We start from the raw sequence: 24,088 nt of genomic DNA, 5'->3' as shown, positions 1-24,088 counted from the left end.
TTCAGACAAATCTCTCTACAATAGTAATTTATAAAATTTGAGTCTATTAGCCCAGTTAAATCAGTTGTCATTAATAATAAGGTTTGGGCCAAAACCCTAAAGGAAGGGGCTATTCATGAATAGTCACTCTTGTCAATTTATTGAGCGGCACTACAGACTCTGTTTTTGATTAACCAGTTAAAAGGATTGTAAGTCATGAATAATCAATACGTTCTCAGTTTTGATGGTAAGGATGATTATGTCTCCATACCTACTATGAATGTTGATTACTCTCAAGGTTTAACCGTAGAAGCTTGGGTCTTATACCATAGTTTCCAGGTTAACTCACGAGTGATCGATTTTGGGAATGGTAAAGACAACAATAATATTGTTTTTGAGAACCTCCTGACAACAAGAAAGCTGATTTTAGTGGTCGCTCACAATAGCGTTCAACAATTCATTGAGTCAGAGGAGGTACTAGAGACAGGGGTTTGGATACACGTAGCAGCCACCATTGATCAATCCGGCAATGCTACCCTGTATAAAAATGGTCAAGTGGTGAAAACTGGCCGGGTTCATCTGCCACTGAATGTGAATCGCACCACAAATTATATTGCCAAGAGTAATTGGGGAGAATCTGTTTTTCATGGCTGCATGACTGAGCTTCGAGTCTGGAATATCGCTCGTTCTGCTGCTGAGATTCAAGCTAGTAAGAATAGTCGGTTAAATGGAGATGAAAAGGGGTTAGTCCAATATTGGCCGTTGAATGAAATCAGTGGAGACACTGTTGTGAATCTCACCAGTAATGGTCATGATGGCACGGTTTATGGTGCTACCCTTGTAGAAGCAAAACCTCAACTTCAGTTGCAACCCGCCACCCCAAAACCAATAGAGAATCTCGAATCCGTCCTCAAGTTTGATAGCCCGGATGATTATGTCTCCATACCCGCGATGAATGTTGATTACTCTCAGGGTTTCACCGTAGAAGCTTGGGTCTTATACCATAGTTTCCAGGTTAACTCACGAGTGATCGATTTTGGGATTGGTCACACCAACAATAATATTGTCTTTCATAACAGACCGACACCAAAAAATCTGTCATTAGTAGTCATCACTAACAATGATGTTGAATATCCCCTTAATTCAGAGGAGATACTAGAGACAGGGGTTTGGATACACGTAGCAGCCACCATTGATAAATCCGGCAATGCTACCCTGTATAAAAATGGTCAAGTTGTGAAAACTGGCCCGGTTCATCTGCCACTGAATGTGAATCGCACCACAAATTATATTGCCAAGAGTAATTGGGGAGAATCTTTTTTTCATGGCTGCATGACTGAGCTTCGAGTCTGGAATATCGCTCGTTCTGCTGCTGAAATTCAAACCTATAAAAATAGTCGGTTAAATGGAGATGAAAAGGGGTTAGTCCAATATTGGCCGTTGAATGAAATCAGTGGAGACACTGTTGTGAATCTTACCAGTAATAGTCATCATGGCACCGTTCACGGCGCTATCCTTGTCTCTGCTAAACCCCAACTTCAGTTGACACGGAAAACCTTTTTAATTAAGAGCAAACTGAATGGTTTGGCGGTTGTTGGTACGCCAAATAATCCAGCAACAACAGGAGCAGTGGATAGCCAAAATCCCATTCAACGGTGGACTATCACTGCCGATGGCGTGATTAAAAATGAAGCCGGTTTTGTACTCGATTATCAATACTATAATCATCCTCTCTATTATATCGTGATGGCTAATCGCATACAAGGAACTCAGGGTTCACCCTCTCAACAATGGCGAATCGAAAATGGAGTAATTAAGAATAAACAAAAAGCTGATTTAGTGTTAGATATTGCTGGCTGTAATCCCGCTCCCAATACGGAAATTTTAGCGGCTCCTGGCATGGGTGGATTAAACCAACAATGGGAAATTGTATCGGTTTAGAAATTGATTTTCTTCCCCCTTTCTCCCCTGAATTCAGGGGAGAAATAGAGTATAAGTTTAACTTTTAGGGGAATATCAGCCTAATTTTCTATAAATTGAAAGGACTTTTTTAGAGATATTAACTATCACAAAAAAACTATTTTGAATTGAAAAGTTTTTAAAAAACAGAAATCCTAAACTTTATTTTTCTTCATTAACTCACTGATTTTACCAATTTTTTTCTTAGGGTTTTGGGGGGAGAAGCGTTTAGTTTCAGCAGAATAATTCCAAGGGATGGCTTCTGGGTCACGTTGATAACTCCAGTCAGGAAATTCTGGTTTGGTTTTCCACTTGCTGAGGGTATTGGGATGCACCCCTAAGCGTTGGGCGAGTTCCGACTGGTTCAATGTTAAGGGTGAAACGGTGCTGGATGTAGGTTTAACTGGAAATAAAACCACGGATTTCGGGTTTTCCGCAGGAGGGGAAGGGAGAGGGTCATCAGCCGTTGTGGAGGGTTGGGCGGTAGGAAAATAATAAATCATTCCTCCAGCGTCAGTAATTTCATACTGGGCGGCGAACTCGGTGGCGCGTTGGTCGAGATAGGCTTGGACTTTCGTACCCGACTGTTTCGAGTGCATCGCTAAATCTAAGGCTGTGATGCGTCCTTGGTTTTCCCGAATGAGTCGATAAAAAACTTCATCCAAGGTCGCTAATTGATGTTGTTGACGCTGTTGATAATATTTCCACATCTGCCAAGACCCCCATGCGCCAACGGTTAAAATGGCTAAGGGGAATGCTTTCTGAAGGACAAACAAAACCACCGCAATGGGGAGGATAACCGTCAGATATCCCCGTTCAGGCGGGTTGAGGTTTGGGTTTGAGTCTGACATGGATAAGACGTTAGCAAAGGTAACATCTTCAAATATTGAATAAAAAGTCTATTTTTGCAAGGTGGGCGTTGATCAACCGTAACCTATCCCATCAGTTATCTATTATTAGTAAAGACTATATGGTTAAGTGACCCTCTAGGGGATAAAACTATGAACTTGACAAACTGTCTTTTGACGGGTTTATCTAGGGGGTCGAAAATGGGTCGGGTCTATTAAGTTTCTTCTTTTATTTAGCAACTGGCTGTCCTGAACCAGTCCAGCTTGTTGTATCTGCAAGGGTTCGTAGGAGACTAGCTTGTATGAAATCTAAATTGCCTTATGTTTTTGCTGCTTCACTCTTGGCTGGGTTATTAGATTGGAGTGTCATTACAAAACCAGCTTACTCAGAAACCCCATTAGCTCAAACTACGGAAAAGGCGACAGAATCAAGAGCACTGTTTATCAATTTGACCAGTGATGATACATGGACGGCAAGTATGGCGATTTCTATTGCCCACAATGCCTTGCGAATGGGACATCAGCCTGTCACCATCTTCCTTAATGTTCGTGGGGTATATCTGGCTGATAAACGGCGATCTCCAGCAACAGAAGGTAATGGTGATTTAACGATTCATCAAAGGCTACAAAAGTTTATAGAGGATGGGGGAACAGTGATTGCTTGTCCCAGTTGCTCTCGCAAAGCTGGCTTAACTCAGGAGGATTTTATTGAAGGTGTTGTACTTGGACAAGAGGGAGGAATATTGCCACTTCTTTTTGCTCCGAATACGGTAACGATCTCATATTGATTCCTAAAATTAGCTCCTCTCGTGATCAATCACAATCTTCTCAGTTAACTTCTGTTTAAAATATAATAGGCAATAACTATGACTCAAGAAATACGTCAAAAAATCGTTACTTTAGCCCAACAGTTACCAGATGAATTGTTACCAAAAGCCCTAGCTTCTTTGAATTCTATTGCAGAAAAAGCACAGAAGACTCCCTCGGAGCATTCCTCAACTCTTAATCAGCCTGAATTTGACAAAGTAATGCAAATTTATAAACAAGGCAGTGAAAAGTATAAAAATGCGTTACGGGAATTAGCCAAGTGAATGAACCGTTATCTAGTTCTTAGAAACCGGGTTTCTACATTAGATTCATTATAAAAAATCAAGATGTCTTGAGAAACCCGGTTTCTGTGAGTCATTTACAATTTTTTAGAAACCGGGTTTCTACATTAGATTCATTGTAGGAAATGAAGATATCTTGAGAAACCCGGTTTCTGTGAATTATTTACAGAATTCCGTCTTTTTTCGCCATTGAAACCATTAAATCAACAACCCGACAAGAATAACCCCATTCATTGTCATACCAAGCCACAATTTTGAAGAAATTAGAATTCAGTTCAATACCTGCTTTAGCATCAAAGGTACTGGAACTGGGATCAGTGGTAAAATCTGAAGAAACCACTTCATCTTCAGTATAACTTAAAACCCCTTTCATCGGGCCTTCGGCTGCTGCTTTCATCGCGGCACAAATTTCCGCATAGGTCGTGGCTTTTTCCGTGCGGAAGGTTAAGTCAACCACTGACACATCGGGGGTCGGAACTCGAAACGCCATCCCCGTCAGTTTTCCTTTTAACTCCGGTAAGACTAAGGTAACAGCTTTCGCCGCCCCAGTAGACGCCGGAATAATATTTTGGGCTGCGCCACGTCCACCCCGCCAATCTTTCTTACTAGGGCCATCAACGGTGGGTTGAGTTGCTGTCATGGCGTGAACCGTTGTCATTAACCCTTCGGCTAACCCAAAGTTATCTTGTATCACTTTAGCAACGGGAGCTAAACAGTTGGTGGTACAACTGGCATTTGATACAATTAAATGGGCTTGGGGGTCATATTCTTCATGGTTGACCCCAACTAATAAGGTTTTCACTTTATCCGGGTCTTTGGTGGGGGCGGAAATAATCACCCGTTTTGCACCTGCTTCAATATGTTTGTAAGCCCCATCATAATTGGTGAATAACCCTGTACATTCCACCACATAATCAACGGTATCTTCTTTCCAAGGGAGTTGGGTGGGATCTTTGATAGCGGTACAGCGAATAAAACGTCCATCCACCAGGATGCCATCTTCTTTGGCTTCTACCGTACCGGGAAACACCCCATGAGTCGAGTCATATTTGAACAAATAAGCTAAGTTATCTGGGGGAACTAAATCATTAATTCCCACAAATTCCACATCGGGGTTATTAATGGCAGACCGCATGACCAAACGACCAATGCGACCAAACCCATTAATTCCTACTCTTAACGGCATATAATTTACTCCTTTTGACCAAATGAAAAGTAACCTGATTGTTCAAGCCACAACTAGGGATAGACTGTAGCACAAGTCTTGATTGTTCAGGTTAATTCTTCCTGTTATCTTAAGAAAATGCCTCTCTGAATCCAGATTTTTTTAAGATAAAATAGAAGAAATTTCAGGAACAGGAGATATTGTCTGGAAATCTAAAAAAACTTTTTTGACCGAACGTTAAGAAAGGATAAAAAAAACTAATTTTATCGCTTAAGGTGTTAACAAATTGGGAAAAAATCGGTAGGATTCAAGTGTAGACAATTTGGCTTCAGCCAAAACTAAATATGAACAAACGTAAACGGATTGGCATTCTAACCAGTGGAGGAGACTGTCCCGGTCTCAATGCCGTGATTCGAGCCGTTGTCAATCATGCCACATCTGAATATAACTGGGAAGTGCGAGGCATTCCCTATGCGACTCAGGGGCTGATTGAACGGAAAAGTGTTGTATTAAATTCTTATGGTTTAGAACGGCATGGTACTGATCCTTTATTAAGTATGGGCGGAACGATTTTAGGTTCCATTAATAAAGGAGATACAGAAGGCAATACAGATGATGTTATTCAGGGATATTATGATTTAGGACTTGATGCCCTGATCGCCATTGGCGGTGATGGTAGCCTTGCTATTTTGCAGAAACTGGCTGAAAAAGGCAATTGGAATTTAGTCGGTGTTCCCAAAACCATTGATAATGATGTCGCCCATACAGAATTATCCGTTGGGTTTAACTCCGCCGTTACGACAATTTTAGATTGTTTAGATCGGTTGAGTTATACCGCCGCCAGCCATGACCGGGTGATGGTGGTGGAAGTGATGGGACGGACAACGGGACATTTAGCCTTAAATTCGGGGATTGTTGGGGGGGCGGATGCGATTTTAATCCCAGAAATTCCCTATTCGATAAAAACCCTATGTAAACAGATTCGAGAACTCCGCAACCTCTATGGCCGCAAATTCGCCATTGTTGTTGTTGCAGAAGGGGCAAAAACCGCCGATGGGGAAAGTCGATATTATAAAGATGCCCTGGGAGAAGTGCGACTGCGGGGAATTGGGGAATATATTGCCACGGAAATTGAAAATAATATTGGGGTAGAAGCGCGAGTGACTGTCCTGGGTCATGTTCAACGGGGTGGAGCGCCTTCAGCCTTGGATCGATTAATTGGGACAGCCTTTGGTAAGGTGGCAGTAGATTTAATTGCGGAGGAAAAATATGGCGTGATGGTGGCTTGGAAAAACAACACTGTCGCCACCGTTCCCCTGGCGCGGGTGTTTGCAGATAGCCCCCGACTGCTCAATCCTAACGGATTTTGGGTAGAAACCGCTAGATCCCTGGGAATTTATGTCGGTGAAGAAGTCGATTGTAGTGAGGATGGTTCAGGGATCTCAAATCTCAATGGTTTGAAACCCTCTGAATTAGAAGTGATGAATCAGATTAATTAAGTTTAAAGAGAATGTTTCATCCGACGTAAACGATCTGAATAACTCTTGAGAACTTCTAAGGCAAACATGGGCGTTTGCTGAACTGCAAACAAAAATCGAGATTGATCCATAATTGCTAAAAGACAATCGGTTTTAGCAATAGCAGTAGACGCTCGTGTTCTATCGGGTTGAACTAAGGCTCCTTCCCCAAATACATCTCCCGCAATCAAGGTTTCTACGACTTTCCCATTCACCCATAATTCAATTTCACCTTGGAGGATGCCAAACATGACATCCCCCAATTTTCCCTCTTCAAAAATAACTTGACCTGCGGCATAGTGTTGTTCGGGTTGTTTAACAAACAGTTTGACGGTTTCGGCGGGTTGCAGCATTGAATTGAAACTCCCATTCAGTGTAAATAGAGATTCTTATTAATTTTTATTTAATAATATCCCAATTCCATTATGCTAAGATTCAAAATTAAGTCATAATTGGAAGAATTTTATGATGGCTGCTAATATCATTTCTCCCAGCTTAACGATTCCGGCATTAGAAAACGGAGATAAGCTCTCTCGTGCTGAATTTGAGCGTCGTTATCAAGTAATGCCTGATGTGAAAAAAGCGGAATTAATTGAAGGAATTGTTTATATGTCATCTCCTGTTAGAGCAAAACGTCACGGTAAACCCCATGCTCAAATTATGGGTTGGATAGTTGCGTATGAAGCTGCTACGCCGGGAGTGGAAGTATTGGATAATACTACAGTGCGCCTTGACCTGGACAATGAACCTCAACCCGATGCACTGCTAAGAATTGAAACGGGAGGACAATCACGCATTAGTGAAGATGATTATATTGAAGGTGCACCAGAATTAATTGTAGAAATTGCAGCTTCTACTGCTTCCTACGATTTACACCAAAAATTTAATGTTTATCGTCGCAATGGAGTACAAGAATATCTAGTTTGGCGAGTTTATGACCGTCAATTTGATTGGTTTAGATTAAATGAAGGAGAATATATTCAACTTGAGCCTAATAAAGATAATATAATTTGCTCTCAATTATTCCCTGGATTATGGTTAGATAAAGCTGCTTTATTAACAGGGGATTTAGCTAAAGTATTAGCTGTTTTACAAGCAGGTTTATCAACTATAGAACATCAAGAATTTGTGAAAAAAATGTCCGCTTAAAGATTAGCATCAAATGAATGATCACTCTTTTAATTAAAATTCAAAATATCAGAAACCTTCAAGTTGAGTTGGCTAAATCCAGGCGATCGCACTAAATCATCGTTACTAAAATTACCTACCGTTGTATAAACATTATCCACCAGTTCTAATACCAAGATAGTTTGAGTTTGGGGATCAATAATCCAATATTCAGGAATACAACAATCTTGATACTGAATTCTTTTAGCAATGTAGTCCCTTTCTTTTTGTATCTCTCCAGGGCTGACTATTTCCATAACCAACAGAGGCGGTGCCATGTTCAGACGAATCGTGTTACGCTTTGATAGTTGTTGAATATGTTCTTCTCGGATAATAGTAAAATCAGGATAGCGGTTTTTCGGTTCGCCTCTGACTTCTAGTTCTAACCCGTGTCCTCTAACGCGATCACTTCCTAACATTAAGGCAAAAATCATAAAAAGACGATTAGCAATTTGGATATTAAACCCTAATTCTGGCGGCACTTCTATCAATTCTCCATTAAATAGTTCATAGAGTTTTTCCGAATTATCGTCATATATTAGGTATTCTTCAAAGGTTTGAAAGCGAGGTTTAATGGTTAGCATCTCATATCTATTCCCTGAACGTTTAACCCATTATAGCTTAACTCAATAGCATCCTGTTTTTCTATCACTAGGGAACAGCTTAGGAGACTATTGTGTCATTAGACATTACAGGTCGCTTGAAACCGATTGTCAGCTATTTTATAATCATAGCAAACCCAAGGAGAAGAACCCAACCCGATGCTACTAGAGTAGTAAGCTGTTGGTGGAACAGGCTTCTAGCCTGTTGACTGGTTGACGGGTGACGGGCAAGATGCCCATCCCACATTTTATATTTAATACAAAAGAAACTGCGATTTACAAACAGTTGTCAAGATTAACTGATCGCCAACCCTAAAAACCTGTTTAGATGTCAATTTTAATGGGTGAAAAGTTTGGTTAATAGGCAAAATAATTAAAATAGAGGTAAGTTTAAAATAAATTCGGGTAAAACATTTTCCCCTGATAAAGTTGTGGGTAATTGGACAATTTCAAGAGGTTGATGAAGACGATAAATTTCTACTTGTTGTGCTTGAGGATTAATTAACCAACCTAAACGCAAACCACTGTTAAGATATTCCTGCATTTTTGCTTGAAGTTGGGTTAGGGAGTCAGTACGAGAACGTAATTCAATCACAAAATCAGGACATAAGGGGGGAAATTTTTCTTGTTCTTCTGCTGTTAGTAATTCCCAACGTTCCTTCGCAACCCAAGCCACATCAGGAGAGCGATCGCCGCCATTAGGTAAACGAAAGATAGTAGAAGAACTAAACACTTTTCCGAGTTGAGTTTGACGATTCCAACTCCAAACTTCACCGTTTAAATCTGATTCTCGATTACCACTGACTCCACCAACGGGGGGCATAATTATCAATTCTCCTTTAGCGGTTCTTTCCAACTGCCAATTTTCATTATCTTGGCAAAGTTGATAAAATTGATCATTGCTTAAGGTAACATTTTTGAAACTTAAAATAATAGGTTCTGAAGTAATCATTTTGCCCTCCCAATACTAGGGGATACAGAATAATCGTTTTATTGTACTGATTTTTAATAAATATTGGCTGCAATTTATATATTGTAACATTTTATTTAAAAAAATGCTATTCCTTGTGACCCTAAAGCAGTAGAAGAATAGGAGAGAATATTAAAGAATTGAGATTGCACCCTGATTAATTTTAGCAATCTGCTAAAACAATAATCCGATCTTGAGGGGAAAATTTTACCCATTCATCTTTCTTGGGATTCAGTACAATTCCGTAACCTCTCGCTAAATTTTGAGCATCCTTTAAACAGCGATAACCAATGGCTGATTCTCCCCGTTGTTTCGCCGCTTCAACAACAGTATAAAAATTAATCGGTTCGTTAATATTGACATAATCGACGACGGGTTTGAGGTAAATTTCTGACCCTTCAGGACTAAATAATTCAGCAAATACCGCATTCAAGCTTTTCTGTTCTGCAACTTGGGCTAACATCCGACTAATAATTTGTTCGGTAATTACAAAATCATCGGGACGCGCTACCTGAGCTAAGGCTTGATTGCGGGTATCTAACATTTCAGTTACAATCTGTAGGTTAGGATTTTTGCGATCAGCAATATCTCGAAGATAGATTAAGGTAATTAACGTTTGAGCGTCGGCTTCTTCCGGGTCTAAATCAGGATTAGACAACACAATAACATGGTGATATTTTTCTAAACTCAGAGACTCTAAAACCTTCCGTTCTGTGATTGATCCTTGATAATAATGGAGGGTTTGTTGTTGCAAATTCAAGGTGTTTAAACCGTCGATGGTGTCAGTTTCAGGAAAGGGTGAAACTAGAGTTACACTGGAGTTGCTGGCAACGTATTGATCGAGTTGAAGTATAATCCGAGGAATCCGATCATTCCATCCTAAAATCAATGTATGTTCAGGGGTTGCGATCGCTGTTTTTTGGGTAAGTTGAATCCCCTGGCGATTAATTGTAGATTCTGAAACACCAGATAAACGAATCGTGCTATCATCTTCACTTAAAAGCACTAATTTTTCTCCGGGTTGCAAGATTCTCTCAATTGACGGATTGAGTTGAATTGTTCCATCCGTTAATTGCATTCCTATCACCGCAGAATCTTTATAAGCTAGGAGAATATCTCCATAGGATTGTCCCTGTAAAGAAGGTTCTTCGTGAATATAAATTTCAACCCCAGTAAAATCCAATAATTCCAAATAAACAATCGATAAACCAGATTGGCGACAAGTTTGAACAATAATGCGAGAAATTAAATCCTGAGTGAGTAATCCTTCAATTTCATTCTGTCCAATGAGTTGAATAATATCGAGGGTATTAATATCTTGAACCTGTGCTACAATATGATAGGGTTGAGACTCTAAACGCGGTAAATTTTTAATCGCTAAAAGAATCTTAATTAAATTAATATCTGATTTTGCGGGAGACTCATTTAAAATAATAATTGAGCGGGCTGCCTGAATATTCACCATGCCTAAATCAGCTAAATTACTGGGATTTCCCGTGCGACAAACAAGGCGAACTTGACGCAATTTCCCTAACTGATCATATAGATGATCTTCCATCTGAACTTTATCTTCAGGACTGAGAATCACAATGCAAGTATCTGAACGATTAGCATTTGCTAAAATCAGTTGATTAATTAACGTGATAATTTGTAATGACCAACCCAGGATCACAATATGATCTGTTTCAATTACCCGTGAACGTCCCTTCCGTAGGTCTTCTAACTTAATATCAATGCCACTACTGAGCACACCAATGAGGGTACTAATAATAAAGATGCCCCCAAAGGTAACAAATAACATCGCCAGACGAAATGACCAGCCTTCGTCTCCTCCCATGGTTCCCGCGTCCAAGGTACGCATTAAAACAGCCCACATCGCCTCAAAAGGATTCAACCCTGTATCGCCTTGGGGTGCAATTCTGGCGAGACTGACTAAAAATCCCATGAGCACAATAAAGGCTAAGGACACTAATGCTAAACCACTGACTAAAGCAATGGTTCCTTTTGACATGAAATTATCAAATCTGTAGCGAAACTGCTCTGCAAACGTAATCTTACTCATTCGGTTATGATCTCCTCTGGAAATGTCAAATTAGCGGGTTAAACTGGGTACAAAACTTAAAATTAATAATAACCTAAACCGGATGAATCTGCCAAATATTCTCAGAGTAGGTTTGGACAATTGCATCGGAAGAAAAACAACCCAAACGCGCCACATTTAAAATTGACATTCGCGTCCATTTTTCCCAATCTCGATAGGTTTGGCTAACTTGATCTTGACAATCTATATAGGATTGATAATCCGCAAACAGCATATATTCATCATGGTATAATAAGGCATCAATCAAGGTTTTAAATAAATTGGGATCGCCTTGGGAAAAATAACCCGATGCAATTTGATCAATACATTGTCGGAGATTTTCATTCCCATGATAATAACTCCAAGGATTATAACCTTTGGCTTTTAGTGCTTCTGTTTCGGGTAAATTTAAGCCAAAATCAAAGAAATTTTCTTCTCCCACAGCATGGCGTAATTCGGCACTTGCACCATCTACAATTCCCATTGTTAATGCGGCATTCAGAGCAGATTTTAAAATGGCAATTCCTCCCGCTTTTTTTCCGGCCATTGCTAAATGTTCAGACACATCGGCGGCTGGATAGATACGTTGACTTAAGGTTATATTAACATTGGGAATAAATACGACTTTTAAGCGATCGCCAATGATCGAATCTGAATTCACCACTTGACCCACCGCATGGATTAATTTAATCATTAATTTCCCCATCACATAACCGGGGGCTGTTTTTCCTCCAAAAATAAAGGTTTGAGGAACATAATCAAAGTTGGGATTGTTCCGAATGCGGTTATAAAGGGTAATAATCTTCAAAATATTAAGATGTTGACGTTTATATTCTTGAATCCGTTCTATTTGAATATCAAAAATAGAATCAGGATTAACTTTTATCCCACAACTTAGTTCAATATAACTGGCGAGTTGTTGTTTGTTTTCTTGTTTAATATTACGCCAAGCCAACCGAAATTCGGGTTGATCTAATTCTGCTTCTAAGCGATGCAAGTTTGTTAAGTTTTTAATCCAGCTATTGCCAATTTTAGAAGTGATTAAGTGGGTTAAATTGGGATTAGCTAAGACCAACCAACGCCTGGGGGTAATTCCACTGCTAATGGTTCTAAATTTTTCCGGTGATAATTCATAGAAATCAGGAATAATAGCTTGTTGCAAGCGTTCAGTTTGCCAGTTAGAAATCCCATTAATGGCATAGCTTCCCACACAAGCTAAATGAGTCATCCGCACATAACGTTCTCCCGTTTCATCAATTAAAGATAATCGGGCTAATTTGCCAAAGTCTGCCGGATATTGACTGCGAATATTAATTAAAAACCGATTATTAATTTCATAGATAATTTCTAAGTGACGGGGTAATAAACTTCCTAATAATCCAATCGGCCATTTCTCTTGAAGTTCGGGTAATAGTGTGGGGTTGACATAGGTAAAAGTTTGTCGGGTAATTGACCAAGCTTGTTCCCACTCTAAACCATATTCATCAATCAATAATCGCATTAATTCTGCAATAGCGATCGCACTGGTAGTATCATGAAGTTGAACGGTATAATCCTGATGAAAAGTATCTAAAGTTTTTCCTGTTGCTAAATGATACCGAATCATATCTTGCAGGGAACAGGACACAAAAAAGAATTGTTGTTCTAAACGTAGTTGTTTTTCTTGAATCGGTTCATCATGGGGATATAAGACTTTTGTGAGTAATTCAACATAGGGTTTTCCCTGAACTGTTCCATAATAATCCCCCATATTAAAATCTTGATAATTCAGGGAAACAATGGGTTCGGCTTTCCATAATCGTAAGGTATTAATTCGATGGCTTTGATAACCAGAAATCGGGGTATCATAAGGAACACCCTTAATCCGACGCGGGGATATCCAACGCACTCGATAGCGTCCTTGCTCATCATAATAGGCTTCCGTATGACCCCCTAATTTAACCTCTACCATTGCTTCTGGACGAGCAATTTCCCAAGGATTTCCATAACGCAACCATTTATCTACTTTTTCGACTTGCCAACCTTGATGAATTTCTTGATCAAAAACGCCAAATTCGTAGCGAATTCCATAGGCAATTGCTGGCAGATTTAAGGTGGAGAGGGAGTCTAATTGATCAATGGGAATTTGGGCGACATTTCCATAGCCTAAACTGGGTTGGATTTCTTGTTTAATTAAATCTTGTAAGTTTAAATTAAAGGCTTCTAAACTTTGTTGTAACGGTTGCCATAAATTGTAATTAATGATATAATTACCTAGATGGCATCCTAAAGCATATTCTGTGGAAAAATAACAAACTCGTTTAACCTTGTTTTGAGCATCCTGTTGAATCGTTTTCACCCAATCAGGCATTAATAGTTGTCGAACAGTATAAGCTAAGGCTTGATATAATTCTTGAGGGGTGGCTGTTGTCGGTAATTGACCTTGAAGATAGAGAAGATTTGCAGCAAAGTTTCGTTGCAAATCTTCTAAAGAGCCTAGCCTTTCAGGATCATCGGCTATTAGATCGTTTAAAATAGAATCGGGAATCGAGGGACTCATCTTGAGATTTAAGTATAGATTTCATAATAATAAAACTTTATGGCGTATCAGTCATCCGTAAAATTACTAAAAAATCGGTTTAAAGCCTGATCTTTCTGGCTATATGTAGAGACGTTTCATGAAACGTCTCTACAACATTTTGAGGGTTTTGGATATTTAAACCGTTGCTAAATGGAACGATACTCCCAGTCCAGCCGCCATTTCTTCGGCTGTAATTTGACCATCATTATCTTGATCGAGGGCATCAAAAACAGCATCGGTTCCTGACCATTCTTCACGGGTAATATAACCATCTCCATCTAAATCATAGGCGCGGAAAATATCTTCCGCCGCATGACTAATGACTTCTTCTCCTTCAATTCTAGCTAACCGATCGGCTAAGAATTTTTCCAAGGCTTCTAAAGCTTTAGAAAACCCTTTAATTCCTTCTTCTAATTTTTCCGAAGCCATTCGATCTTCAGCGTGCATTCGGTTAAAGGTGTCTTGATCAATTGAGATTTTTTCCATCTCAAAAGTCGTCGCGGTTTCGGGATTAAGTTTGCGAGGTAACTCACCCACTGTAGATTGTAATTCTTCTAATAAAGCGGGAGAAATCGTCAGTAAATCACAACCTGCTAACTCGGTAATTTCCCCAATATTGCGGAAACTTGCCCCCATGACTTCTGTTTGATACCCGAATTTTTTATAATAATTATAAATTCGGGTGACAGATAACACACCAGGGTCTTCCTCTGGGGGGTAGGAATCTCGTCCACTTTCTTTTTTATACCAATCTAAAATCCGCCCTACAAACGGAGAAATTAAAGTTGCTCCCGCTTCGGCACAGGCGATCGCTTGATGAATGCCAAATAAAAGGGTTAAATTACAATGAATCCCTTCTTTTTCCAAAACTTCTGCGGCTTTAATTCCTTCCCAAGTAGAGGCAATTTTAATTAAAATGCGATCGCGGGAAATGCCATTGGCTTCATATTGTTCAATTAAATAACGACCTTTAGCAATGGTAGCTTCCGTATCATAGGATAACCGAGCATCCACTTCTGTTGACACCCGCCCTGGAATAATTTCTAATATTTTTAACCCAAAGGCAACGGCTAATCGTTCAAAAGCTAAAGTGGCAACTTCTGAAGGGGAAGCACTTTTCCCTAACTCCTGACGCGCTTTTTTGAGGGTATTATCCACAATTTCCTCATATTGAGGCATTTGAGCAGCGGCGGTAATTAAGGAAGGGTTGGTGGTTGCATCTCTGGGGGTATACATTTCAATGGCTTGGATATCTCCCGTATCCGCCACTACAACGGTCATTTCGCGTAGTTGTTCGAGTAGAGTCTGTCCCATTGTTTTCCGTCCTCTATAATTAGGTCGTTAACCGTTAACGGTCGGCTATTTTAATATAAATGCTAAAGTAAAGTATATCAAATCTAATTTTTTTGACACTCTACTAAATGCTTTAATTCTGATATAATCTTAACAATTATGATCAAAATTTATATGATTATAAACGATTATAAAAATTATAAGGCTAATCTTTATAAAAAAATTAGAATTGTTAAAAATCGGGTGCGTCAGCTTTGTTTTACGCACCCTTAAAGCAATTTTAGCTAATTTTACCTAGGACACAGAATCGAATTCAAACAGTGGATTAAACCGTTACGCCTCGGTTGGTGAGAACTTCCTGTAATTGGGCTTCTTCATCTTTACTCAGGGAGGTTCTTAATACTTTACCCCCATAGGGTGCGACTTCTTCTAATACTTTATCGGGGGTGACTTTCCGCACTAAAACAAACAGAGCCGAAGTTCCCGGTTGCATTGTTTCCCCCAAAGACTTCATAAAGTTATCATCAACACCAATATCACTTAATGCGCCACTGGCAGCCCCAGCCGCAGCACCCACAGCAGCACCTAAAACTGGACTGAGAAATAAAGTTCCAATTAATAAACCCCAAAAGCCCCCACTCACAGCACCAGCCGTTGTTAAGTCAACCGCCTGTTTGAGTTTGACTTTCCCTTCAGCATTCTTAACGACAACCGCCGCGTCTTCTAATTCGATTAAATGTTCTTTTTGTAATTTAATCAAGGTTAGACGCACTTCTTCGGCTTTGTATTCGTCATCGTAAGCGATCGCAATTAAGTCACTCATGGTAAAACAATAATAAAATTAGTCATCCCTATTTTAGGGCAAAATTAATTTTTTGACAGATACTAAAAAATCAAACTGGAATATCTTTCTCAAGGAATATGGAAACTACCAGAAACCGGGTTTCTGAAGTTATCCTGATTTCTGACAACAAATCTACCAGAGAAACCCGGTTTCTAACAACTCAGTGCAGGCTACCAGAAACCGGGTTTCTAAAGTGATCTTAATTTCTGACAACAAATCTACCCAAGAAACCCGGTTTCTAACAACTCAGTGCAGGCTACCAGAAACCGGGTTTCTAAAGTGATCTTAATTTCTGACAACAAATCTACCCAAGAAACCCGGTTTCTAACAACTCAGTGCTGACTCACAGAAACCGGGTTTCTAAAGTGATCTTAATTTCTGACAACAAATCTACCAGAGAAACCCGGTTTCTAACAACTCAGTGCTGACTCACAGAAACCGGGTTTCTGAAGAGATCTTGATTACTCACAAGAAATCTACCAGAGAAACCCGGTTTCTAACAACTCAGTATAAGCTACCAGAAACCGGGTTTCTGAAGAGATCTTGATTTATCACAAGAAATTTAAGCTAAAATTAAAAGAACTAGATATTATTTTATTCTATAAAAAATATGATGATCACTTCTGACAAAAATCTCAAATCTGATCCCAAAAATTCTTTCTTAATTCGGGTTGAAAACTTACAAAAACACTTTCCTGTGATGCAAGGAATTTTGCTACAACATCAAGTTGGCGCAATTAAAGCCGTTGATGGGGTTACGTTTGATATTCAACGGGGAGAAACCTTAAGCTTAGTCGGGGAGTCGGGGTGTGGAAAAAGTACAACCGGACGACTAATTTTACAACTCACTCGTCCAACCGATGGAAAAATTTACTTTGAAAATACCGATTTAACTTCCTTAACCGAAAAAGAATTGCATCCTTTTCGCCGAAAAATGCAAATGATTTTTCAAGATCCCTATTCTTCTTTAAATCCTCGAATGACCGTCGGTAAAATTATTAGTGAACCTTTAATCATTCATCAATTAGCAGATTCAAAAACTGCCCAAAATCGCGTTAAAGAATTATTAGAATTAGTCGGATTAAATTCCGATCTGATCAATCGTTATCCTCATGAATTTTCCGGCGGACAACAACAACGCATTGGAATTGCCAGAGCCTTAGCCATGAATCCTGATTTTATTGTTTGTGATGAACCCATTGCTGCTTTAGATGTTTCGATTCAAGCACAAGTGATTAATTTAATGCAAAATTTACAGAAAACGTTAGGCTTAACCTATCTCTTTATTGCCCATGATTTAAGTGTAGTTCGTCATATTTCTGACCGAATTGCAGTCATGTATTTAGGCAAAATAGTAGAAATTTCAGATCGGATTTCTTTGTATGAAAATCCACTCCATCCCTATACTCAAGCTTTATTATCCGCCGTCCCCATTCCAGATCCCGAATTAGAAGCCAAACGACAACGCATTTTATTAACCGGGGAAGTTCCTAGCCCGATGAACCCTCCCACAGGATGTCGCTTTTGTAGCCGTTGTCCTGCTGTTATCGAACAATGCCACCTTGAAGAACCTCTTTTAAAAGATATCGGTTCAAACCATTACGTTGCTTGCCATTTGGTCAACATTCCCTGTCCCCCATTCGTAATTCGTAATTCGTAATTCGTAATTCGTAATTCCCTGTCCCCCATTCGTAATTCGTAATTCGTAATTCGTAATTCCCTGTTCCCTGTTCCCTCCTCCCTAAAATTTAACGAAATTTGTTCTGTGTGATGCAATCAAAAATGGACTTAAACGCTACCCTCATAAGAGTAGTGCCTTTAAGTTAAGTAGATTAGGCCCTAGGGGGGATAGTCATTATTTTTAAGAAATGTTAAACTTCTTAACATATAATTGAGTTATGTTAAGCGTGTGACTGCAAGCTTGGGTTACACTGCTTAACATTGAAAAAATCCCAGGTAGTAACACCTAGGCTAACCGTCCGTACTTTAGACGAAAGAATTGCATCAAAACCTGCTTGCTGTTCTTTCGCGCTTCGAGTAGGGGCTTGACGTATCAAACCTTTATAGGTTAAAGGTATCCAGCCGGAGATGAGCCATGAAAACTGCTAAAATCTCAGACACAGACTCTGTACGCGCTTATCTACGAGAAATTGGTCGTGTTCCCCTGCTAACCCATGAGCAAGAAATTCTCTACGGCAAACAAGTTCAACGCTTGAGTGTCGTTCAAGATGAATGGGAATACTTAGCGACTCGTTTAGGTCGAGCACCCAGCCCAGCAGAATGGGCAGAGGCTGTCGGGCTGTCAGAAGCCGAATTAGAACGAGTGCTAGAACAAGGTCAAAGTGCGAAACGTAAAATGGTGGAAGCCAATTTGCGTCTGGTAGTATCCGTTGCTAAAAAGTACATCAAGCGTAATGTAGACTTGCTGGACTTAATTCAGGAAGGGACTATTGGGATGCAACGCGGTGTGGAAAAATTTGATCCCACCAAAGGATATCGCTTTTCCACCTATGCCTATTGGTGGATTCGTCAAGCGATTACCCGTGCGATCGCTGAAAAAGGCCGTACCATTCGCCTCCCGATTCATATTACGGAAAAACTCAATAAAATCAAAAAAGCTCAACGTCAACTGGCTCAAAAATTGGGACGAGCCGCGACGATGGGCGAACTCGCGGCGGAACTGGAAATCACTCCCCGACAGATCCGAGAATATTTAGAACACGCTCGTCTTCCCCTGTCGCTGGATCTGCGAGTGGGGGATAACCAAGATACGGAGTTAGGGGATCTGTTAGAAGATACGGGAGCATCTCCCGAAGATTTTGCCCTGCAATCTTCCTTACGCACGGATTTAGAAGTGATGATGGCCGATCTCACGGAACAACAGCGTCAGGTGTTATCCTTGCGATTTGGTTTGGAAGATGGGCAAAGTTTAACCCTAGCTAAAATTGGCGATCGCCTAAATATTAGTCGAGAGCGAGTTCGACAAATTGAACGAGAAGCTTTAACAAAACTGCGAAAACGGAAAAAAGATATTGACGACTATATGGCAAGTTAAACAACGAGTGATCCCTCTGGAGTGACACTTATTAAAGCAGTAGAGATGTTTATCTAAAACGTCTCTACATCCTGCTAGATTAGAATAAAGAATCACTGGAGTTGAAAATCATCTTAATTGATCAGATTAAGAGCCGTTTCAACTTTTGCACAAGGGAGAGAAAGGCATGAGCGACGCATCCAATCGAAATTCGGAGTTTTTTCAGGAGGAAGGAGGAGAAATTGGGAACTTATTATGGCAATATGTCCAATCTATGAGTCCTGATACGGTTTCTCAACTGTCTAAACCCAATTCTCCTGAAGTCTTTCAAGTAATGGAACGCAATATTATCGGACTATTAGGAAATTTACCCTCGGAACATTTTGGCATTACGGTAACAACCAGTCGAGAACATTTAGGTCGGCTGTTAGCTTCAGCGATGATCAGTGGTTATTTCCTTCGCAACGCCGAACAACGCATGGCCTTTGAACGCTCAATTCAAGTCGGAGAAAAAGCTGCTGACGAATCATGAAAACCCTCGATTTTGTTCCATGCCTTGATGCTCAAACCGACAAAATTTCGGCAGTCTGAACCATGAGTTTGCCGGAATTTGATGTGATTCAATTAAGGCGCTCGCTTCTGAGTTGGTATGCTCAAACCGGGCGGAATTTACCTTGGCGAAATAGTGCTGATCCCTATAAAATTTGGATTTCTGAAATTATGCTTCAGCAAACCCAAGTCAAAACAGTGATCCCCTATTATCAACGTTGGTTAGAAACATTTCCTACTGTTCAAGACTTAGCTGAAGCGGATTTACAAGCGGTCTTAAAAGTTTGGCAAGGGTTAGGATATTATGCCAGAGCCAGAAATTTGCACGCCTGCGCTCAACAAATTGTGCAACAATATGACGGGGTTTTTCCGAATCAATTAGAAGCCGCTTTGAGTTTACCGGGTATTGGTCGCACCACCGCCGGAGGCGTTCTCAGCGCTGCTTATAATCTTCCCGTTTCTATTTTAGACGGAAACGTTAAACGAGTCTTAGCTCGACTTAGGGCTTTATCCGTACCCCCAGGGAAAGCATTAAAATCTCTTTGGGAATGGTCTGATAGTTTACTTGATCCTGACCATCCCCGTGAGTTTAATCAAGCCATTATGGACTTAGGCGCAATGGTGTGTACACCCAAAGCCCCCAACTGTTCAGAATGTCCTTGGCAAGGGCATTGTCAAGCTTATTTATTAAACCTTCAATCTGAAATTCCCATGCGTGAAATCTCTGCTCCCTTACCCCATAAAATGATTGGTGTTGCTGTTATTTGGAATGAACAGAACCAAATTTTAATTGATAAACGACCTGCTAAAGGATTATTAGGGGGGTTATGGGAATTTCCAGGGGGAAAATTAGAAGCGGGAGAAACGTTAGAAGAGTGTATTAAGCGAGAAATTCAAGAAGAATTAGCAATAGAAATAGAAGTTCAAGATCATTTAATCACCATTGAACACGCTTATACCCATTTTAAAGTTACGTTAAATGTTTATCATTGTCGTTATATGAGTGGAGAACCCCAACCTTTAGAATGCGATGAAATTCGCTGGGTAACATTAGATGAAATTGAGCAGTTTCCCTTTCCTAAAGCTAATGAAAAAATTATTGCAGCTTTGAAGAGCAATTCCTAGGTATAGCAATCCACGCCGAGGTTATCATAATTTAAAACTGACGTAAAACAGCTAGAAGTATTATCCCTGTTCCCTCTTCCCCATTCGTAATTCGTAATTCGTAATTCGTAATTCCCTATTCTCTTTAATGATATACAGGTAAGGTAAAGTGAAAACAACTGCCTTTTGTGAAGCTAGAATCAACCCAAATATTACCATAATGGGCGACAATAATTCGTTTACAAAGAGATAAACCAATACCATACCCCTCTTGAGCTTCATCCCGTGCTAAACGAAAATGTTCTTGAAAAATGCGATCGCGATTTTCTTCAGGAATTCCTGGCCCACTATCACAAATACTCACCTGTACTTTTTGGCTGGTGCGGTGTAAAACACTCACTTGTAAACTTCCGCCTCTGGGAGTATATTTAATCGCATTATCTAATAAATTAACCACCACTTGTCGAATCCGTTCTTGATCCGCATAAACACAGGGCGTATCATGGGGGATATCTGTTTTTAGATTCAGAGATTTAGATTGAAACTGCGAGTCTAATTCCGTTAAAATTTGGTTCAGAAAAACCGTTAAATCTAACTGATTCGGTTGAATTTGTAAGCGAATATTCGGACTGCTTGCTGTTTGTAGAATATCCGTAATCATCCGATCAATAATCTGAATTTGAGCGCGAGCTTGTTGAATTAAACGCACTTTCAAAGCCGCCGTAATTTGATCAGAAGATAAAGTTTCTAAAGCCAAAGAAGCTGCGGTGAGAGGACTTCGCAGATCATGAGCCAAAATTTCAATAATCCGATCTTTAAACTGTAATTGTTGTTGTAGGAGTTCTTTCTCTTGTTTCAGGCGAAACGTCTCATCACCGAGTTTCATCAATTCCGCCGCATAGACAACGGAATTGACCGAATTTGTCACAGGATAGGCGGGAACCACAGGGGAAGGCAACTCTTCATCTAACTCCAATAACTCCGTCGTTTGTTGCCAACGGGGCCACCAATGTTCGAGTTGAGTCACTAAGTTACTTCCGGCCAAAACCTGCCGAGGTTCAGGGTGAATTTTGATTAACGTGGGGGTAGCAATCAGTTTAAAATGTTCAGCCAGATACGGCTGTTCACCCACATCAATAATCTGAAGCTCAAATTCATCTTGAGCATTTAACTCCTCTAGGAACTGACGAACTTGCCGAATATGCTCTTGAGAGCTAGGACGTTGATCGACGAACAGAAGAAGTTGTAAGGACACTTCTGGAGACGGAGACTGTTTTTCGGGAAATGCCTGCATGAAATAGGTTTGAAGCAGGAGCGGTAAGCTGTTGTCACTATCGGTGAAAGAGGAAGGATGGTACATGGGCAACTGCTTTTTATCTTATAGTTTAATTTAAGATCTTCTTAAGATTCGATTTTTTTTAGGGATAGGGCAAGTTGGGAGGCCGAGGGAGAGTGGTAGACTATTCGGTGTTTGTTGTTTTTGTCCCTCAACGGTCTTGAGTTTTTGGGGGATAAGATCACCGTTGCAAAAATTTGGGTTGATCCAGAATGTTCCTAAGCTGGCAAAACTGGCAGAAAAATTCAGCATTGAGATGGGTCGTAGGCGTTGCGATCACGTTCTTTTTCCTTTGTTTAGGCTTAACTCTACACCGTTATTTCAGTTTTTACGCCTCTTATGACCAAGGCATTTTTAATCAAGTATTTTGGAATAGTAGTCACGGACGGTTGTTTCAAAGTTCCCTGTCTTCTGCACTATCCACCAATGTTGTCCACCAGGGAGAGTTCCCCAACGTTAGCTACCATCGTTTAGGACAGCATTTTACTCCAGCATTGTTACTGTGGTTACCCCTGTATGTATTATTCCCCTCCCCAGTCACCCTAACGGTATTACAGGTTACGTTAATCACGGTTGCTGGGTTGGTGTTGTACATTTTGGCGCGTCAGTATCTGGAACCTCCTTTAGCCGCATTCATAACGGTCAGCTTTTATGCTGCCAATGCCGTCATCGGCCCCACCCTGAGTAATTTCCATGATATCTGTCAAATTCCATTATTTATGTTTACAGCGCTACTAGCCATCGAAAAACGCTGGTGGTGGTTATTTTGGGTGTGTGCCATTTTAATTTTAATGGTTCGGGAGGATTCCGCTATCAATTTATTTGGGATTGGGGTTTATCTCATTTTAAGTAAACGTTATCCCGTGCAAGGGGTTTTAGTTTGTCTTCTGAGTTTTGGTTATATTTTAGCTTTAACTAATTTTATCATGCCTTTGTTTTCGGCGGATATTTCTGAACGGTTTATGATGGAACGGTTTGGTCAATATGCCGATGGAGAGGAAGCTTCAACCTTAGAAATTCTCTGGGGAATTGTTAGTAATCCGGGGCGATTAATCGTTGAACTTTTTACACCGTTTTGGGGAACATTAAAATATTTATTAGGTCAATGGTTGCCCTTAGCTTTTATTCCCGCGATCGCTCCTGCGTCTTGGATGATAGCAGGTTTTCCCCTATTAAAACTATTCATGGCGAAGGGAGAATCTGTCTTATCGATTACGATTCGTTATGCCTTAACCGTCGTTCCAGGGTTATTTTATGGAACAATATTATGGTGGGCAAATCGACAAAAACAGTTACAGGATAAATCTAACTTACAACTGAACCTAGAAGGGGGAGAAATTTCTGAATCTAAAGTTACTTTACCGTCGGTCAAATTCCGTCGATTTTGGCTATTTTGTATTGGGTTATCCTTATTCTTTAGTTTCACCTCTAACCCCAATCGTACCCTCTATTTTATTATTCCCGATTCTATCGATCCTTGGGTTTATATTCCCGTCACAACTCAATGGTCGCACGTTTCCCAATTTAGACCTTTATTAGCGGAAATTCCCCCAGATGCCAGTGTTGCCACAACGACTTATATTGTGCCCCATTTATCCGGTCGCCGAGAAATATTAAGGTTTCCGTTATATCAGTTAAGAAATGATGCCGGAGAGGTGATTTCTGTTGAATATATTTTAGCCGATTTATGGCAATTACAAAAATATGGTGTCGCGTTTTCAGGCGATCGCAATTCCTTAAATGAAATTACCCAAAGGATTGAACAGTTAACGGCTAACAAAGAATACGGCATTATTGACTTTAGAGATGGAGTCATTTTGATGAAAAAAGGGGTTACCTCTCAACCGGAAGCGGTTAAAAACTACACCTCGTTTCTAGCTAAAACCTAGTTTATCATCGTAAAATTTTATTGTAGGGGTTTGGTCTCCAAACCCTCTTTACACCTATTTTTCTTTAGTAACCCAACTCCTAC

At 40.1% G+C, this 24,088-nt stretch carries 20 protein-coding genes; 10 read left to right on the top strand and 10 right to left on the bottom strand.

What is annotated here, in order from left to right:
- The first annotated feature begins 195 nt into the window (after window positions 1-195).
- Complete coding sequence (locus IQ236_RS00945; RefSeq protein WP_193867537.1) at window positions 196-1,920, top strand: LamG-like jellyroll fold domain-containing protein; 1,725 nt, start codon at window positions 196-198, stop codon at window positions 1,918-1,920.
- Between the two features lie 173 nt (window positions 1,921-2,093).
- Here the strand turns inward: IQ236_RS00945 and IQ236_RS00940 are convergent, their stop codons facing one another.
- Window positions 2,094-2,789 carry a hypothetical protein gene (locus tag IQ236_RS00940; RefSeq protein ID WP_193867536.1) on the bottom strand — a complete coding sequence of 232 codons (696 nt, stop codon included), beginning with the start codon at window positions 2,787-2,789 and terminating at the stop codon, window positions 2,094-2,096.
- Window positions 2,790-3,088: 299 nt separating this feature from the next.
- Here IQ236_RS00940 and IQ236_RS00935 point away from each other — a divergent pair, with 299 nt between their 5' ends.
- Both IQ236_RS00935 and IQ236_RS00930 read left to right on the top strand, forming a co-directional pair.
- Window positions 3,089-3,574: a DsrE family protein gene (locus IQ236_RS00935; protein WP_193867535.1), complete on the top strand. Its 486-nt coding sequence runs from the start codon at window positions 3,089-3,091 to the stop codon at window positions 3,572-3,574.
- Window positions 3,575-3,652: 78 nt separating this feature from the next.
- Entirely contained in the window at window positions 3,653-3,877 is a 225-nt protein-coding gene (locus IQ236_RS00930) for a hypothetical protein (protein ID WP_193867534.1), read from the top strand.
- A 181-nt stretch (window positions 3,878-4,058) separates the two neighbouring features.
- Here the strand turns inward: IQ236_RS00930 and gap are convergent, their stop codons facing one another.
- Window positions 4,059-5,081 (bottom strand): type I glyceraldehyde-3-phosphate dehydrogenase, encoded by a 1,023-nt coding sequence (gap, locus tag IQ236_RS00925; RefSeq protein WP_193867533.1) that lies wholly within the window; start codon window positions 5,079-5,081, stop codon window positions 4,059-4,061.
- 323 nt (window positions 5,082-5,404) lie between these two features.
- Here gap and IQ236_RS00920 point away from each other — a divergent pair, with 323 nt between their 5' ends.
- Window positions 5,405-6,559, top strand: a complete 1,155-nt coding sequence (locus IQ236_RS00920) for an ATP-dependent 6-phosphofructokinase (RefSeq protein ID WP_072717257.1) — start codon at window positions 5,405-5,407, stop codon at window positions 6,557-6,559.
- Window positions 6,560-6,561: 2 nt separating this feature from the next.
- Here IQ236_RS00920 and IQ236_RS00915 read toward each other — a convergent pair whose 3' ends face one another.
- On the bottom strand, window positions 6,562-6,930 hold the full coding sequence (locus tag IQ236_RS00915) for a cyclic nucleotide-binding domain-containing protein (RefSeq protein ID WP_190520058.1): 369 nt from the start codon (window positions 6,928-6,930) through the stop codon (window positions 6,562-6,564).
- A gap of 112 nt (window positions 6,931-7,042) precedes the next feature.
- Here IQ236_RS00915 and IQ236_RS00910 point away from each other — a divergent pair, with 112 nt between their 5' ends.
- Window positions 7,043-7,726, top strand: coding sequence for a Uma2 family endonuclease (locus IQ236_RS00910; RefSeq protein ID WP_193867532.1), 684 nt, complete (start codon window positions 7,043-7,045; stop codon window positions 7,724-7,726).
- 29 nt (window positions 7,727-7,755) lie between these two features.
- Here the strand turns inward: IQ236_RS00910 and IQ236_RS00905 are convergent, their stop codons facing one another.
- The 6 genes from IQ236_RS00905 to IQ236_RS00880 form a co-directional block, all read right to left on the bottom strand.
- Window positions 7,756-8,328, bottom strand: coding sequence for a Uma2 family endonuclease (locus tag IQ236_RS00905; RefSeq protein WP_193867531.1), 573 nt, complete (start codon window positions 8,326-8,328; stop codon window positions 7,756-7,758).
- Window positions 8,329-8,719: 391 nt separating this feature from the next.
- Window positions 8,720-9,298 (bottom strand): Uma2 family endonuclease, encoded by a 579-nt coding sequence (locus tag IQ236_RS00900; protein WP_193867530.1) that lies wholly within the window; start codon window positions 9,296-9,298, stop codon window positions 8,720-8,722.
- Between the two features lie 181 nt (window positions 9,299-9,479).
- Window positions 9,480-11,378, bottom strand: a complete 1,899-nt coding sequence (locus IQ236_RS00895; RefSeq protein WP_193867529.1) for a CASTOR/POLLUX-related putative ion channel — start codon at window positions 11,376-11,378, stop codon at window positions 9,480-9,482.
- A gap of 73 nt (window positions 11,379-11,451) precedes the next feature.
- Complete coding sequence (glgP, locus tag IQ236_RS00890; protein WP_193867528.1) at window positions 11,452-13,935, bottom strand: glycogen/starch/alpha-glucan family phosphorylase; 2,484 nt, start codon at window positions 13,933-13,935, stop codon at window positions 11,452-11,454.
- Between the two features lie 156 nt (window positions 13,936-14,091).
- Complete coding sequence (locus IQ236_RS00885; RefSeq protein ID WP_193867527.1) at window positions 14,092-15,270, bottom strand: transaldolase; 1,179 nt, start codon at window positions 15,268-15,270, stop codon at window positions 14,092-14,094.
- A gap of 304 nt (window positions 15,271-15,574) precedes the next feature.
- On the bottom strand, window positions 15,575-16,072 hold the full coding sequence (locus IQ236_RS00880; protein ID WP_072717265.1) for a DUF1269 domain-containing protein: 498 nt from the start codon (window positions 16,070-16,072) through the stop codon (window positions 15,575-15,577).
- A gap of 631 nt (window positions 16,073-16,703) precedes the next feature.
- Between IQ236_RS00880 and IQ236_RS00875 the strand changes: the two genes are divergently transcribed.
- The 4 genes from IQ236_RS00875 (at window position 16,704) to mutY (ending at window position 20,801) form a co-directional block, all read left to right on the top strand.
- Window positions 16,704-17,753, top strand: coding sequence for an ABC transporter ATP-binding protein (locus IQ236_RS00875; protein ID WP_456107197.1), 1,050 nt, complete (start codon window positions 16,704-16,706; stop codon window positions 17,751-17,753).
- Between the two features lie 435 nt (window positions 17,754-18,188).
- Window positions 18,189-19,148: an RNA polymerase sigma factor, RpoD/SigA family gene (locus IQ236_RS00870; protein ID WP_072717271.1), complete on the top strand. Its 960-nt coding sequence runs from the start codon at window positions 18,189-18,191 to the stop codon at window positions 19,146-19,148.
- A 166-nt stretch (window positions 19,149-19,314) separates the two neighbouring features.
- Entirely contained in the window at window positions 19,315-19,659 is a 345-nt protein-coding gene (locus tag IQ236_RS00865) for a DUF760 domain-containing protein (RefSeq protein ID WP_190520080.1), read from the top strand.
- 62 nt (window positions 19,660-19,721) lie between these two features.
- Entirely contained in the window at window positions 19,722-20,801 is a 1,080-nt protein-coding gene (mutY, locus tag IQ236_RS00860) for an A/G-specific adenine glycosylase (protein ID WP_193867526.1), read from the top strand.
- Between the two features lie 124 nt (window positions 20,802-20,925).
- On the opposite strand, the gene IQ236_RS00855 is transcribed toward mutY, so the two are convergent.
- The gene (locus IQ236_RS00855) at window positions 20,926-22,074 is read right to left on the bottom strand and encodes a histidine kinase (RefSeq protein ID WP_193867567.1); all 1,149 of its coding nucleotides are present in this window, start codon (window positions 22,072-22,074) and stop codon (window positions 20,926-20,928) included.
- Window positions 22,075-22,328: 254 nt separating this feature from the next.
- On the opposite strand from IQ236_RS00855, the gene IQ236_RS00850 reads away from it, so the two are divergent.
- Complete coding sequence (locus IQ236_RS00850) at window positions 22,329-24,005, top strand: DUF2079 domain-containing protein (protein WP_193867525.1); 1,677 nt, start codon at window positions 22,329-22,331, stop codon at window positions 24,003-24,005.
- Window positions 24,006-24,088 lie beyond the last annotated feature (83 nt).

The organism is Planktothrix mougeotii LEGE 06226 (assembly GCF_015207485.1).
Lineage (GTDB): Bacteria > Cyanobacteriota > Cyanobacteriia > Cyanobacteriales > Microcoleaceae > Planktothrix.
Note: the sequence above shows the minus strand (reverse complement) of the source record. Positions and strands in the feature narration are given on the sequence as shown.

Excerpts from the sequence above, each read along its gene's own strand:
- IQ236_RS00945 (WP_193867537.1), top strand. The coding sequence starts at position 196 with ATGAATAATCAATACGTTCTCAGTTTTGATGGTAAGGATGATTATGTC.
- IQ236_RS00940 (WP_193867536.1), bottom strand. The coding sequence starts at position 2,789 with ATGTCAGACTCAAACCCAAACCTCAACCCGCCTGAACGGGGATATCTG.
- IQ236_RS00935 (WP_193867535.1), top strand. The coding sequence starts at position 3,089 with ATGAAATCTAAATTGCCTTATGTTTTTGCTGCTTCACTCTTGGCTGGG.
- IQ236_RS00930 (WP_193867534.1), top strand. The coding sequence starts at position 3,653 with ATGACTCAAGAAATACGTCAAAAAATCGTTACTTTAGCCCAACAGTTA.
- gap (WP_193867533.1), bottom strand. The coding sequence starts at position 5,081 with ATGCCGTTAAGAGTAGGAATTAATGGGTTTGGTCGCATTGGTCGTTTG.
- IQ236_RS00920 (WP_072717257.1), top strand. The coding sequence starts at position 5,405 with ATGAACAAACGTAAACGGATTGGCATTCTAACCAGTGGAGGAGACTGT.
- IQ236_RS00915 (WP_190520058.1), bottom strand. The coding sequence starts at position 6,930 with ATGCTGCAACCCGCCGAAACCGTCAAACTGTTTGTTAAACAACCCGAA.
- IQ236_RS00910 (WP_193867532.1), top strand. The coding sequence starts at position 7,043 with ATGATGGCTGCTAATATCATTTCTCCCAGCTTAACGATTCCGGCATTA.
- IQ236_RS00905 (WP_193867531.1), bottom strand. The coding sequence starts at position 8,328 with ATGCTAACCATTAAACCTCGCTTTCAAACCTTTGAAGAATACCTAATA.
- IQ236_RS00900 (WP_193867530.1), bottom strand. The coding sequence starts at position 9,298 with ATGATTACTTCAGAACCTATTATTTTAAGTTTCAAAAATGTTACCTTA.
- IQ236_RS00895 (WP_193867529.1), bottom strand. The coding sequence starts at position 11,378 with ATGAGTAAGATTACGTTTGCAGAGCAGTTTCGCTACAGATTTGATAAT.
- glgP (WP_193867528.1), bottom strand. The coding sequence starts at position 13,935 with ATGAGTCCCTCGATTCCCGATTCTATTTTAAACGATCTAATAGCCGAT.
- IQ236_RS00885 (WP_193867527.1), bottom strand. The coding sequence starts at position 15,270 with ATGGGACAGACTCTACTCGAACAACTACGCGAAATGACCGTTGTAGTG.
- IQ236_RS00880 (WP_072717265.1), bottom strand. The coding sequence starts at position 16,072 with ATGAGTGACTTAATTGCGATCGCTTACGATGACGAATACAAAGCCGAA.
- IQ236_RS00875 (WP_456107197.1), top strand. The coding sequence starts at position 16,704 with ATGATGATCACTTCTGACAAAAATCTCAAATCTGATCCCAAAAATTCT.
- IQ236_RS00870 (WP_072717271.1), top strand. The coding sequence starts at position 18,189 with ATGAAAACTGCTAAAATCTCAGACACAGACTCTGTACGCGCTTATCTA.
- IQ236_RS00865 (WP_190520080.1), top strand. The coding sequence starts at position 19,315 with ATGAGCGACGCATCCAATCGAAATTCGGAGTTTTTTCAGGAGGAAGGA.
- mutY (WP_193867526.1), top strand. The coding sequence starts at position 19,722 with ATGAGTTTGCCGGAATTTGATGTGATTCAATTAAGGCGCTCGCTTCTG.
- IQ236_RS00855 (WP_193867567.1), bottom strand. The coding sequence starts at position 22,074 with ATGCAGGCATTTCCCGAAAAACAGTCTCCGTCTCCAGAAGTGTCCTTA.
- IQ236_RS00850 (WP_193867525.1), top strand. The coding sequence starts at position 22,329 with ATGTTCCTAAGCTGGCAAAACTGGCAGAAAAATTCAGCATTGAGATGG.